Below are 14,031 nucleotides of genomic sequence, written 5' to 3' on the forward strand. Positions count from 1 at the left end.
CCTGCCGGATCACCCGCTGCTGGGCCAGCCCGTTGGGGGCGGTCAGTCCGTTGGATGCACCGTCCTGGTTGACGGCCGTACCACGGACGACGGCCAGGACGCGGTGCCCGTTGCGCCGCGCGTTCGACAGCTTCTCCAGGACGAGCACGCCCACGCCTTCGGCGAACCCGGTGCCGTCGGCATCGGCCGAGAACGCCTTGCAGCGCCCGTCCGGGGCGAGACCGCGCTGCCGGGAGAACTCCAGCAGCATGCCTGGACCGGACATCACGGTGACACCGCCGGCCAGGGCGAGCGTCGACTCGCCGGAGCGCAGTGACTGGCAGGCCATGTGGAGGCCGACCAGGGAGGACGAGCAGGCAGTGTCGACGGTGACTGCCGGGCCCTCGAGACCCAGCACGTAGGCGACCCGCCCGGACAGCACGCTGGCCGCGACGCCGGCGCCGAGATGGCCCTCGACGGCGCGCGGCACGTCGTGCAGGCCAGCGGAGTAGTCCTGCCCGTTGGTGCCGGCGAAGACTCCGACCTTGCGGCCGCGCAGCGACTTCGGCGGGATGCCGGCCCGTTCCAGGGCCTCCCACACCGATTCCAGCAGGAGGCGCTGCTGCGGATCCATGGCGAGGGCCTCGCGCGGCGAGATCCCGAAGAATGCGGCGTCGAAGCCGCCCACATCGTACACGAAGCCGCCCTGCCGTGTGTAGCAGGTGCCGGAGTGGGCGGGATCCGGGTGGTAAAGGGTGTCCAGGTCCCAGCCACGGTCGGTGGGAAAGCCGGAGACGGCGTCGGTGCCGTCGGCGACCAGCTGCCACAGCTCCTCGGGGGAGCTGACGCCGCCAGGGTAGCGGCAGGCCATGCCGACAATGGCGATGGGGGCATGCGCCTCCTCGGCGGCCTCGGCGAGGGTGCGATTGCGGGCCCGCAGCCGCTCGTTCTCCTTGACCGCCTCCCGCAGTGCCCTGACGACCTTGTGCTGCGACTGGTACGGGGAGGCGTTCTGCCGGTCCGGAGTGCGGTTCACGGTGGTCTCCTGAGGGTTGTCGCTCGTGGTCACTGCTCGTCACCCCCACGGTCGAGCACCATGCCGACCAGGCTGTCGAGGTCCATGTCGTCGATCTCCTCGATCTGGTCGCGGCGGTGGTCCCGCTCCTCGGCGGCCGGGGCGGTCCCGGCCAGCGTGAGGAGTTCGCCGAGCAGTCCGGAGGAGCGCAGCCGCTCGTAGGGGATGGCCGCCAGGGCCCGGCGGACGTCGTTGTCGTCGAGCGCGGAGTCAGGCGGGGTGTCGTACGGCTCAGCGTCTTGCGGGGCGTGGTCGGCAGCCAGGTTCTCGCTCAGATGGCGGGCGAGGGCTGCGGCGTTGGGATGGTCGAAGGCAATGGTGGCCGGCAGGGCCAGCCCGGTCGCGGTGCCGAGCCGGTTGCGGAGCCGGACCACGCTGACCGAGTCGAAGCCGAGTTCCTTCAGTGCGCGGTCGGCGTCGATGCCGGAGATGTCGGGGTGGCCGAGGACGGCGGCGATCTCGCCGCGGACGAGGTCGGTCAGCAGTTCCTCGCGCTCGTCGGCGGGGGTGGTGGCGAGCAGTTCGCGCCAGGCGGGGGCGTCCGGGTGGGCCTGCGGATCGCCGGTCGGCGCGGTCCGCGCGACAACCAGGCCGCGCAGCGGCTCGGGGACGCTCTGCCCGCGCTGTGCGGCGATGCGCAGTGCGGGCAGATCGAGGGCGGCGGCGACCAGGCCGGGCGCGGCAGCGCGTAGAGCGTCGTCGAAGAGGTCCGCGATCCGGCCCGGGGAGAGGGGCAGGACATACGGTGCCGGACCGGTGACCCAGGTGAGGGAGAGCCCGGCGGCACCGGCCGCCCGGCGCCCGGCCAGCAGGTCCGCCGCACCGGGATCCGGCAGGGTGGGCGTGACCGGGGAGGCCACGAAAAGAGGGAGCTCCCTGGTGAGTTCTTCCAGGGCGGTGGCGTCGTACGCGGCGGTGTGGATCACGATGTCGACGCCGTGGGTGGTGAGCAGCGCGTCGACCGCGTCCCGGTCGGCCAGGTCTCCGGGGACGGCGGTCACGGTGGCGGCCGCGGCTTCCAGTACGACCCGCAGCGGTTCGGGGTCCGGGCCGGCCAGCAGCAGGTGTCCCACGTCGAGGCCGTGGGCCAGATGGCGGGCAAGGCATTCGGCTACCGGCCGGCTGACGGTGTCGTAGGTGAGCAGGACGGTGTGGTCGGGGCCTAGTGCGGGCCAGGACGCCTCGGTCGGCGGGGTGTGTCGGGTGAGACGGGCGTCGGCCGTCTCGTAGAGGGCGGCCGGGTCGCCCGAAAGCCGCAGCCGGGCGGGGTCGACGGGGCGCATGACGAGGGAGCCGATCCGGCCGACGGAGTGACCGTCGGGGTCGGTGAGGGTGATGGACAGTTCGTCGGTCAGCGGGCCGGTGCCACCTGGGGCGAGTCGGACGCGCAGGGTCCTGCCCACCTCGCGGTGGAGGGCGATGCCGGTCCACAGGAACGGCATGCGGTAGCCCGGTTCGCCCTCGTCCGTGACGGCGAGCAGGGATTGCAACGCCGCGTCCAGGAGAGCGGGGTGGAGCCGGTAGGCGGGGTCGGTACCGGCGGGTTCGGGGAGGGTGACCTCGGCGTACAGGTCGTCTCCGGCATGCCAGAGCGCGGTCAGGCCGTGGAAGGCCGGGCCGTAGCCGTAGCCGCGGGCGGCCAGGCGGTCGCGCAGGGCGGGGACGTCGACAGGTTCGGCGCCGGGCGGGGGCCAGGACGCCGGGGCGGGCACCGGCTCGGGGACGGCGGGGGTGAGGACGCCACGCAGGTGGCAGGTCCAGTCGTCGTCGGCCGCTGGGCCCGAGTGGAGACTCACGCCGCGCCGTCCCTCGTGGTCGGGTGCACTCACAGTGACCCGCAGGCGAACGGCGCCTTGTTCGGGCAGGACCAGCGGCGCCTCCATGGTCAGTTCGGCCACGGCGGGGCAGCCCAGGGCGGCACCGGCGTGCAGGGCCAGTTCGACGCAGGCGGTGGCGGGGAAGACCACGGCGCCGGCGACGACGTGGTCGGCGAGCCAGGGGTGGGTGTCCAGGGACAGCCGTCCGGTGAACACGCCGCCCTCGGAGTCCGGCAGGCTGACGAACGCGCCGAGAAGCGGATGTCCAGCGAGTGCCAGCCCGGCGGTGCCGAGGTCGCCGCTGGTCGCGGGGCCGCCCGGGGCGAGCCAATAGCGCTGGTGCTGGAAGGGGTAGGTGGGCAGGTCGGCACGGCTGGTGCCGGGCAGCAGGGCGCTGAAGTCGACCGGCGCCCCGGCGAGGAACGCCTCGGCGAGGGAGCACACGACCCGGTCGGTGCCGCCTTCGTCACGGCGCAGCGTGGGCACGGTGCGGGCGGCGCCCTGGGTGGTCTCCTCAACCGCCGGGATCAGCACCGGGTGCGGGCTGACCTCGATGAACGTGTTGTGGCCCGCGGCGCGCAGGGCGGTGACGGCGGCTTTGAAGAGCACCGGTTCGCGCATATTGCGGTACCAGTAGGCGGTGTCGAGGGGCTCGTCGTCAGCCAGGAGGCGTCCGGTGACCGTGGAGTACATGGGGACCAGGGGCGGTTCGGGGGCGACCGGCCGCAGTTCGTCGAGGAGGCGGTCGCGCAACCCGTCGACCTGGGGGGTGTGGCCGGCGGTGTCGACGCCGAGGATGCGCTTGCTCCGTATCCCCTCGCGGGTCAGGGTGTCGAGAAACTCGGTCAGGGCGTCGGGGCCGCCCGCCACCGAGCAGAGCCCGGGAGCGTTCTCGGCCGCGACGGCCAGCTTCTCGCCCCAGGGGACGAGCCGTGCGGTGGTGTCCTCGGCGGACAGGGACACCGAGGCCATGGCGCCGCGCCCGGCCAGGGTCAACCAGGCCCGGCTGCGCAGCGCGATGATGCGGGCCGCGTCCCGCAGGCTCAGGGCGCCCGCGACGTGGGCGGCGGCGACCTCACCCTGGGAGTGGCCGACGACCGCAGCGGGTTCGATGCCGTAGGACCGCCACAGTGCGGCCAGTGACACCATGACGGTGAAAAGCGCCGGCTGGATGACGTCGATACGTTCCAGGGAAGGCGCGTCGGGGTCCTGACGCAGCACGGCCTCGACCGACCAACCGGTGAACTCGTGCAGCGCCTGGTCGCAGGCGCGTACCGAGCGGGCGAACTCCTCATGTTCGGCGAGGAGTTCGGTGGCCATGGCGGCCCACTGCGAGCCCTGGCCGGGGAAGACGAACACCGGGCGGGCGACGTCCGGTGCGAGACCGGTCAGCGGATGGGTGCCAGCGGCGACGGCGGCCAGGCCCTCGGTCAGTCGGCCGGTGCCGGTGCCGAGGACGACCGCCCGGTGTTCGAAGGGCGTACGGGCTGTGGCGAGGGTGCGGGCGACCTGTGCGGGGTCCGCGTCCGCCACGACGGGCAGGAGGCGTTCGGCCTGGGCGCGCAGGGCACGGGGGGTGCGGGCGGACAGGACCCACGGAAGCAGGGCGGGGACGGGCTCGTCTCGGGGCGGCTCGTCCGCCGGGGCCTGTTCAAGGATGACGTGGGCGTTGGTGCCGCTGATCCCGAAGGACGAGACCCCGGCCCGGCACGGCCGGCCATCCGGCGTGATCCACTCCTGCTGCTCCGTCAGCAGCCGTACGGCGCCTTCGGTCCAGTCGACCCGCGGGGTCGCCTCGTCGGCGTGCAGGGTCTTGGGCAGGACGCCGGCCTGGAGCGCCATCACCATCTTGATGACGGCGCCGACCCCGGCGGCGGCCTGCGTGTGGCCGATGTTCGACTTCAACGAGCCAATCCAAACGGGGAGTTGGCGATTCTGTCCGTAGGTCGCGATGACCGCCTGTGCCTCGATCGGATCGCCCAGCCGCGTACCCGTACCGTGCGCCTCGACCACGTCCACGTCGGCCGGCTCCAGCCGGGCGTTGGCGAGCGCCTGCCGGATCACCCGCTGCTGGGAAGGGCCGTTCGGGGCCGTCAGACCGTTCGACGCCCCGTCCTGGTTGACGGCCGTACCACGGACGACGGCCAGGACGCGGTGACCGTTGCGCCGCGCGTCCGACAGCCTTTCCAGCACCAGGACACCCGCGCCCTCGGCGAAACCGGTGCCGTCGGCATCGGCGGAGAACGCCTTGCAGCGCCCGTCCGGGGCGAGACCACGCTGCCGGGAGAACTCCAGGAACATGCCGGGGCTGGACATGACGGCCACGCCGCCGGCCAGCGCGAGGGAGGAGTCCCCCGAGCGCAGCGACTGGCAGGCCAGGTGCAGGGCGACCAGCGACGACGAACAGGCGGTGTCGACCGTCACCGCGGGACCCTCCAGGCCCAGTACGTAGGCCACCCGGCCCGAGGCCACGCTGCCCGTGACGCCAGTGCCGAGGTATGCCTCGACTTCTTCCGGCGCATCGGCGAGGCGGGGGCCGTACTCCTGGAACATGACGCCCGCGAACACTCCGGTGCGGCTGCCCCGCAGGGTGTGGGGGGCGATTCCCGCGTGCTCCAGCGCCTCCCAGGAGGTCTCCAGCAACAGGCGCTGCTGCGGATCCATGGCCAGCGCCTCGCGTGGCGAGATCCCGAAGAACTCGTTGTCGAATCCGGCGGCGTCGTGCAGGAAGCCGCCCTGCCGGGTGTAGGCGGTGCCGGAGTTCTCGGGGTCGGGGTGGTAGAGCGCCGCCGTGTCCCAGCCCCGGTCCTCGGGGAAGCCGCCGATGGCGTCGGTGCCGGAGCGCACCAGTTCCCACAGGTCATCGCCGCTGGTCACGCCACCGGGGTAGCGGCAGCCGATGCCGACCACCGCGACGGCCTCCTCGCCGGTGCCTTCCAACTCGGCGAGGCGCCGACGGGCCTGGACGAGGTCTTTGGTTGCCTGCTTGAGGTAGCTGCGAAGTTTGTCTTCAGCGGCCATGTGTCGTACTCCTCGGGAAGCACCGCGTGACGTGAGTGGGGATGAAAGAGCGGGGGCCGGGTGTCACGGCTGGAGGTCGCCGTCGATCAGGCCGAACAGTTCCTCGTCGGAGGCGAGGTCGATGTCGGCGTCGTCCGGGGCGGTGCCCTGGTCGGGGCGGCGACCGCGCCAGAGTGTGAGGATGCGCTCCAGCCGTGCGGTGATCTCGGCTTCTTCCGCATCGGCGGGGATGAGCCGAGCCAGGACCGTACCGAGCTGATCGAGGTCGGCCAGCAGCGGGCTGCCCGGGCCGTCGGCCGCGGCTGCGCTGCCGGTGTCCAGACGGCCGACGATGTGGGCGGCGAGGACCGCCGGAGTGGGGTAGTCGAAGACCAGTGAGGCAGGAAGCCTCAGCCCGGTGGCCTTGTTGAGGCGGTTGCGGAGCTCGACGGCGATCAGGGAGTCGAAGCCGAGTTCCTTGAACGCGCGGTCCGGCTCCACACGGCCGGCCTCGCCGTGGCCGAGGACCTCGGCGATCTGAGTGCGAACCAGCGTGAGCAGGATTCGCTCGCGCTCGGCAGGGGTGGTCCGGGCCAGCCGCTGGGCGAGGCCACCGCTGTTCTCGGCGCGGGTTGGTGCCGGGCCGGCCAGGGCGGCCAGCGGCGGCGGTACGGCGGCGCCGGTCCGCCGCAGGGTGCGCAGAGCCGTCCAGTCGAGAGCCACGGGCACGGTGAGCGCGGGTGTCCCGTCCGCCAGGGCGCGGTCGAACAGCTCCATGCCGCGCTCGCTGTCCAGAGGCCGGATACCGGAACGAGCCAGGCGGGCCAGGTCGGTGTCACCGAGCTCGCCGGTCATGTTGCTGGCCTCCCGCCACAGGCCCCAGGCCACGGAGGAGCCCGGCAGCCCCTGGTCTCGGCGCAACTGGGCGAGAGCATCCACATAGCCGTTGGCCGCCGCGTAGTTGCCCTGGCCCGCGCCGCCGAAGAGACCGGAGGCGGAGGAGAAAAGGGCGAACAGGCGGAGCGAGGGGGCCAGTTCGCGGGTCAGCTCGTGCAGGTGCCAGGCGGCGACCGCCTTGGGGCGCAGCACCCGGTCCATCTGGTCCGGGGTCATTTCTCGGACGATGCCGTCGTCGAGGACGCCGGCCGAGTGGACCACACCGGTGAGCGGGTGCGCGGGGTCGACCTGGGCGAGCGCCCGCTCGATGGTCGACCGTTCGGCGACGTCACCCGCGACGGCGACGGCGTGCGCGCCGAGTTCGGTGAGGTCGGCGATCAGCCGGGCAACCGGATCGGCCTCAGCGCCCCGCCTGCTGAGCAGGACGAAGTGGCGGACGCCGTGCCGGGCGGCCAGGTGCCGGGCGGCGTGGCCGCCGATGGTGCCGGAGGCGCCGGTGATCAGGACGGTGCCCTCGGGATCCGGGGCCGATGTGCCATCGTCGTCGGCCGGAGCCAGTTCGGGGACGAAGACGTGTCCATCCCGTACGGCGGCCTGGGAAAGGTCCTCCGCGAGCAGGCCGGGCAACGCCTGCCAGGAGGCAGGGGCGTCGTCCAGGTCGGCCAGCACGATCCGGCCGGGGTTCTCGGTCTGCGCGGCCCTGACCAGCCCCCAGACGGCGGCACCGGCCAGGTCGGTCAAGGGCTCCCGGCCCGGGTCGGTGGTGACGGCGCCCCGGGTGAGAACGAGGAGCGTGGTGTCCTCACGGCTGGCGTCGTCGAGAAAGCCCCGTACGGTGTTCAGGACGTGTTCCAGACGGGTGCGCACGGCCTCCGGGGCGGTGGCGTCGGTGCCGCCCAGGGGCAAGACGAGTACGGCGGGCGCCACGTCCGGTCCGTCGAGCGGGAGGTCGGTACCCTCCCCCAGCGCCGCCCAGAGACCGTCCTGCACTGCGGCAGGTATCTCGGCCGGCGTCCAGCCGAGCACGAACAGCTCGCCGTCACCGCGCGGGGCGCCGGGCGCCGCGAGGTCGTCCGGCGCCGGACGGACCGTCAGCAGACCCACCTCGGCCACGGGCGCGCCGTCGCCGTCGAAGAGCCGGACCGAGGTGCCCCCTTCGGCGGGGGTCAGGATGGCACGTACCGCCCGGACGCCGGAGCGGTGCACGCGGACCTCGCCCCAGGCGAACGGCAGCACGGGCCCGCTCTCGCCGTCGCCGCCGAGCAGCAGCGCGTGAAGGCAGGCGTCGAGCAGCGCGGGGTGGACGAGGAAGCCGTCCGCCACGACACCGTCGGGCAGGGCCACGTCGGCGTACAGTTCGGCGCCGCGCCGCCACAAGGAGCGCAGCCTTTGGAAGGCAGGGCCGTAGTCGAAGCCCCGGGCCAGCAGCGGCTCGTACGTATCGGTGTCGTCGGCCGCGGCCAGCGGCACGGCGCCGACCGGCGGCCACAGAGCGGGTGCGGCCGACAGCGCGCCGACACGATCAGACAGGGCCCCTTCGGCATGCCGGGTCCACTCGCCGTCAGCGGCCGCCGGGCGGGCGTGGACGGTCACCCGCCGCCGGCGCTCCGCGTCGGGGGCGCCGACCACGACCTGGACGCGCACACCGTCACCGCCTGTGAGAACGAGGGGCGCGGTGAGCGTGAGTTCCTCCAGCGTGCCGCAGCCGACGAGGCTTCCGGCGTGCAGGGCAAGATCCACCAGCGCGGTACCGGGGAGGAGGACGGTGCCGCCGACGCCGTGGTCGGCGAGCCAGGGGTGGGTGTCCGTGGAGAGACGACCGGTGAGGACGAGCGTGTCGTCCTGCCCCGCGAGGTCCAGGCCCGCGCCGAGGAAGGGGTGACTGGCGGTGGTGAGCCCGGCGGCGGCCAAGTCGCCGAGGGCGGCGGGGGTACGCAGCCAGTAGCGGTCACGCTGGAAGGGGTAGGTGGGCAGGTCGACGTGTGCCGTGGTGGGGGGCAGGAGGCTCTCCCAGCGCACGGGAGCGCCAGCTTCGTACGCCTGGGCGAGGGAACGGGTGAATGGGTACAACCCGCCTTCCTGCCGGCGCAGTGAAGCCACCGCCGTTCCGGGGCGCTCCACGTCCTCCAGGATCTGTTCGACGCCGACGGTGAGGAGCGGGTGCGGGCTGCATTCGATGAACAGGGTGTGTCCGTCCGAGATCAGACTCCGCACGGTCGGGTCGAACAGAACCGGCTCGCGCAGGTTGCGTATCCAGTAGTCGGCGCCTAGTTCGCTGGTGTCCAGGAGGCCGCCGGTCACCGTGGAGTAGAACGGTACGGTGCCCGGCTGGGGCCGGACGGACGTCAGCGCAGGAGACAGCACGTCCATGAGCGGGTCCATGCGACGGGTGTGGGAGGCATACAGCACGAGCACGAGCCGGGTGCGGATGCCACGTTCCTCGCAGACCGCCTGGAACTCGCCGAGCGCGTCCTCGTCGCCTGCGACGACCACGGAACGCGGCCCGTTGAAGGCGGCGATCTCCAGCCGACCGTCCCAGGGGGCGAGGGCTTCGCGGGTCTCGTCGGCCGAGAGCCACACGGACATCATGCGCCCACCCGTCGCGGTGCCGACGATCCGGCTGCGAGCCGTGACGACGCGGGCCCCGTCCACCAGCGACAGGCCACCCGCCACACAGGCGGCGGCGATCTCGCCCTGGGAATGCCCGATCACGGCGGCGGGTTCGACACCGTACGACCGCCACAGGGCCGCAAGGGAGATCATGACCGCCCACAGCACGGGCTGGATCACGTCGTCGCGGCCCTCGAACGGGACGCCTTCCGGGTCCGCGGTGCGCAAGGTCTCGGTGAGCGACCAGTCGACGAACTCGCTCAGCGCCTTCTCGCAGGCCGCCATGGACTCGGCGAACGCGGGGGCGTGATCCAGGAGCTCCACGGCCATGCCGACCCACTGGGAGCCCTGGCCCGGAAAGACGAACACCGGTCCGAGCCCGCTCTGTACGGGGTGGTGTTCGTCGTCGGCGATCTCGTCGAGCGCGGCGAGGAGTTCGGTGCGATCGCGGCCGACGGCGACAGCCCGGTGTTCGAGCGCGGCCCGTCCAGTGATCAGTGCGCGGCCGACCGCGACCGGGTCGAGGGTGTCGGCGGCGGCCCGCAACTGCCGGGCGCCGTCACGCAGGGCGGCCTCGTTACGGGCGGAGAGCACCCAGGGCACCACGTCCACCGTGGTTTCCGACTGCGCCACCGGCTCGGGCTCGGGCTCGGGCTCGGGCTCGGGCTCGGGCTCTTCAAGGATGACGTGCGCGTTCGTGCCGCTCATCCCGAAGGACGAGACGGCCGCCCGGCGCGGGCGCCCTTCAGTCGGCCACGCCTGAGCCTCGGTCAGCAGAGCGACCGAGCCGTCGGCCCAGTCCACATGCGGAGTCGGCTCGTCGACGTGCAGGGTCTTCGGCAGCACCCCGTGGCGCATCGCCATCACCATCTTGATGACACCACCCACACCGGCCGCCGCCTGCGTATGACCGATGTTCGACTTCAACGACCCCAGCCACAACGGCCGCTCACGACCCTGCCCATACGCCGCAATGACCGCCTGCGCCTCAATCGGGTCACCGAGGCGCGTGCCGGTGCCATGTGCGTCGAGGGCATCCACGTCCTGCGGGTTCAGTCCGGCATTGGCGAGCGCCTGCCGGATCACCCGCTGCTGGGAGGAGCCGTTGGGGGCGGTGAGCCCGTTGGATGCGCCGTCCTGGTTGATCGCCGAGCCCCGGACGACGGCCAGCACACGGTGTCCATTGCGCCGGGCGTCCGACAGCCGCTCCAGCAGGATCATACCGATGCCCTCGCCCCAGCCGGTGCCGTCGGCGCGCGCGCCGAACGCCTTGCAGCGGCCGTCGGCGGAGAGTGCCTGCTGTCGGCTGAACTCCAGGAAGGTGACCGGGCTCGACATGATCGCGGCGCCGCCCGCCAGGGCGTAGGAGCACTCGCCGGACCTGAGGGCCTGCACCGCGAGGTGCAGGGCGACCAGGGAGGACGAGCATGCGGTGTCCACCGAGACGGCCGGGCCCTCAAGTCCGAGGGTGTAGGCGACCCGGCCGGTGACCACACTGCCGGAGGTACCGATCTGGAGGTGTCCGGCCGCCTCCTCGGGGATCGGGTCGAAGGAGCCGTAGTCGTGGTACATGACGCCCGCGAAGACGCCGGTGCGGGTGCCCTTCATGCTGGTCGGGTCGATACCGGCCCGCTCCAGCGCCTCCCACGAGGTCTCCAGCAGCAGGCGCTGCTGCGGATCCATCGCCAACGCCTCACGCGGCGAGATCCCGAAGAACTCCGCGTCGAACTCCGCCGCATCGTGCAGGAACCCGCCCTGCCGGGTATAGGTCTTGCCGGGCTTGCCGGGCTCGGGGTCGTACAGGGCGTCGATATTCCAGTCCCGGTCCACGGGAAAGTCCCCGATGGCGTCCCGACCGTCGGCGACCAACTGCCACAGGTCCTCGGGCGAGGCGACACCGCCCGGGTAGCGGCAGGCCATGCCCACGATGGCGATGGGCTCGTCATCGGCCGCCGGGCCCGCCGCAGTGGGCTTTTCAGCCACAGCCTTCCCCACGGCCTCGTCCCGCAGGTGGGCGGCGAGGGCGTCGGGCGACGGGTGATCGAAGATCAGGGTCGGCGACAGCTTGAGGCCGGACGCCGCGTTCAGCTGGTTGCGGAACTCGACCGCCGTCAGCGAGTCGAAGCCCAGCTCCTTGAAGGACGAGGCGCGGCGCAGCACCCCCGGATCCAGCGCGCCGAGGACGCGTACCACCGACTCGTCGACGAGTTCCCGTACGGCGGCGAGTTGTTCGGCCTCGGGCAGCGCCGCCAGCCGCTCGGACAGGGCTCCGCGCGGGACCCGCGCCGCGGCGGTCGCACGGCCGGACGCACGCCGGACGGGAGCGGCCGGCAGGACGCCACGCAGCAGCCAGGCCGGCTCGTCCGCGGCGGTCGGGGCACCCAGCCGCAGCGGGGCGTACAGCGGCGCGTCGCCGTGCAGGGCGTCGTCGAAGAGACTCAGGCCCGCGTCGGCCGGCATGGGGGCGACACCCATGCGAGCGAAGCGCGCCAGGTCGGCCGCGCCCAGCTTGCTGCCCATGCCCAGCTCCCACAGCCCCCAGGCCAGGGAGACAGCGGGCAGCCCTCGGGCGTGCCGGTGCTGGGCGAGGGCGTCCAGGACCGTGTTCGCCGCAGCGTAGCCCGCCTGTCCGGCGGTGCCGGCCAGCCCGGAGATGGAGGAGAAGAGCACGAAGGCACGCACGTCACGGTCGCGGGTGAGGAGGTCCAGGTGGCGGGCCGCGTCGGCCTTGGCGCGCAGCACGGCGGCGATCCGGTCCGTGCTCTGGGCGGCGAGAACACCGTCGTCGAGGATGCCGGCCGCGTGCACAACGGCCAGTGGCCGCTCTTCGGGGATGCGGGCCAGCAACTCCGCGAGCCGCTCCGGGTCCGCCACGTCGCAGGCGGCCAGCAGGACGGTCGCGCCGTGGGCCTCCAGTCCGGTCCTGAGCTCGATGGCGCCGGGCGCCTGCTCACCCCGGCGACCGACAAGGACCAGGTCACGGACACCGCGACGGGTGACGAGGTGACGGGCCAGCAGCGCTCCGAGCCCACCGGTCCCGCCAGTGATCAGCACCGTGGTGTCGGGGGTGAGGACGGGAGAGTCCCCCCTCTCCACGACGGCCCGGACCAGCTGCGGTACCAGCACCTGTCCGTTCCGCACCGCAAGCTCCGGCTCGGCGGCCGCGATGAGGTGGGGCAGCTGGGCAAGAGATTCCGGAGCGCCGTCGATGTCGACGATGCGGAAGCGGCCCGGGTACTCGGCGCGCGCGGTACGAGCCAGACCCCACACGGCGGCGTGAGCGAGTCCGGTCACGGTGTCGCCGGAGCGGGCTGCCACGGCGTCCCGGGTGACGAGAAGCACCCGCGCGTCGGTCACCGCCTGGATCAGGTCGAGGACCGCGTTCACGACCTGATCCGCGTCACCGTCACCGGCGAGCACCAGCAGGTTCTGCGGTGGCTCGGGTGCCGAGAGGAGAGCCGCGAGGTCGGCGTACGCCTCCCCGCCCGCGAGAAGCTCGGCCCCCTCGCCCAGCACTCCCCAATTCTCCGTCAGCGCCGCCGCGGGCTCGGCCTCGGTCCACTCCAGCCGCAACAGGGCATCCGCCGAAGCGGACACGGCTGCCAGAGCGCCTACCGGCCGGAATGTCAGCTCCTCGGCACTCAGCACCGGCGCACCCGTCTCGTCCGTGGCGACGAGCGAGGCGTTGCCGTCTTCCCCCACGACGAAGGCGACCCGGAGGAAGGAGGCCCCTTCGGCATACACCCGTACCCCGGACCAGGAGAACGGCAGCCGGGCGCGACCGGGCTCAGGGTCTGCCGCGAACAACAGCGCGTGCAGGGCGCTGTCGAGCAGCGCGGGGTGCAGCAGATATCCCTCGGGGGAGACCCCGTCGGCGAGTTCGATCTCGGCGAACACGTCACCGCCCGCGCCCATCCAGACCGAGCGCACGCCCTGGAAATCGGGGCCGTAGGAAAACCCGAGAGTCTCCGCCGTGTCGTACAGCGTGTCGACCGGTACGGCGTCCGCGCCGGCCGGCGGCCAACTGCCCGGGGTTGTCGGGGCCGCGTCCTCAGCCAACCCGGCCGTACCCACGGCGTGCCGGGTCCAGCCGTCCTCAGTCTGGGCGTGTACGGCCAAACTCCACCGCCCGTCGTCCAGGGCGGAGACGGTCACCTGCAGGGCGACGCTGCCCGTCTCGGGTATCACGAGCGGCGCTTCGAACGTCACCTCCTCCACGGCCTGCGCGCCCACCTGATCCACTGCGAAACCCGCGAGTTCCAGCAGCGCGGTGCCGGGAAACAGAATCCGTCCGGCGACCATGTGGTCGGCCAGCCATGGATGAGTACGCAGCGACACGGCCCCGGACAGCACAGCTCCTTGTCCGTCGGCGAGTTGGACCACATCGGTGAGGAAGGGGTGAGCCCGTTCCGCGTCGGCCGGCTCCAGCCAGTAGCGTTGGTGTTGGAAGGGGTAGGTGGGCAGGTCGACGGGGGCGGCCTCGGGGATGAGTGCGGTCCAGTCGACGGTCAGCCCGTCCTCATACGCCTGGCCCAGCCGGGACAGCAAGGTGAACTGCTCGTCCTGACCCGCCCGCTGCAACGGGAAGCAGACCGCCTCGGGCAGCGTCTGCTGAACCATCGGAGTCAGCGCCGCGTCCGGGCCGATCTCCAC

General features: G+C 72.7%; 2 protein-coding genes and 1 pseudogene. All 3 read right to left on the reverse strand.

What is annotated here, in order from left to right; translation table 11 throughout:
* Window positions 1–1,048, reverse strand: a 1,048-nt coding sequence (locus IE239_RS40540) for a beta-ketoacyl synthase N-terminal-like domain-containing protein (protein WP_373308232.1), incomplete at its 3' end; no start/stop codon positions are given.
* A pseudogene (locus IE239_RS40545) lies at window positions 1,045–5,874 on the reverse strand (type I polyketide synthase); the annotation flags it as partial. The pseudogene IE239_RS40545 and the gene IE239_RS40540, both read right to left, overlap by 4 nt.
* Window positions 5,875–5,955: 81 nt before the next feature.
* The gene (locus IE239_RS40550; protein ID WP_190154462.1) at window positions 5,956–13,998 is read right to left on the reverse strand and encodes a type I polyketide synthase; all 8,043 of its coding nucleotides are present in this window, start codon (window positions 13,996–13,998) and stop codon (window positions 5,956–5,958) included.
* Window positions 13,999–14,031: the final 33 nt, after the last annotated feature.

It is taken from the genome of Streptomyces humidus, from assembly GCF_014649655.1.
GTDB classification, from domain to species: Bacteria; Actinomycetota; Actinomycetes; order Streptomycetales; family Streptomycetaceae; genus Streptomyces; species Streptomyces humidus.

Coding starts and splice junctions, on each gene's coding strand:
- IE239_RS40550 (WP_190154462.1), bottom strand. CDS start 13,998: ATGGTTCAGCAGACGCTGCCCGAGGCGGTCTGCTTCCCGTTGCAGCGG.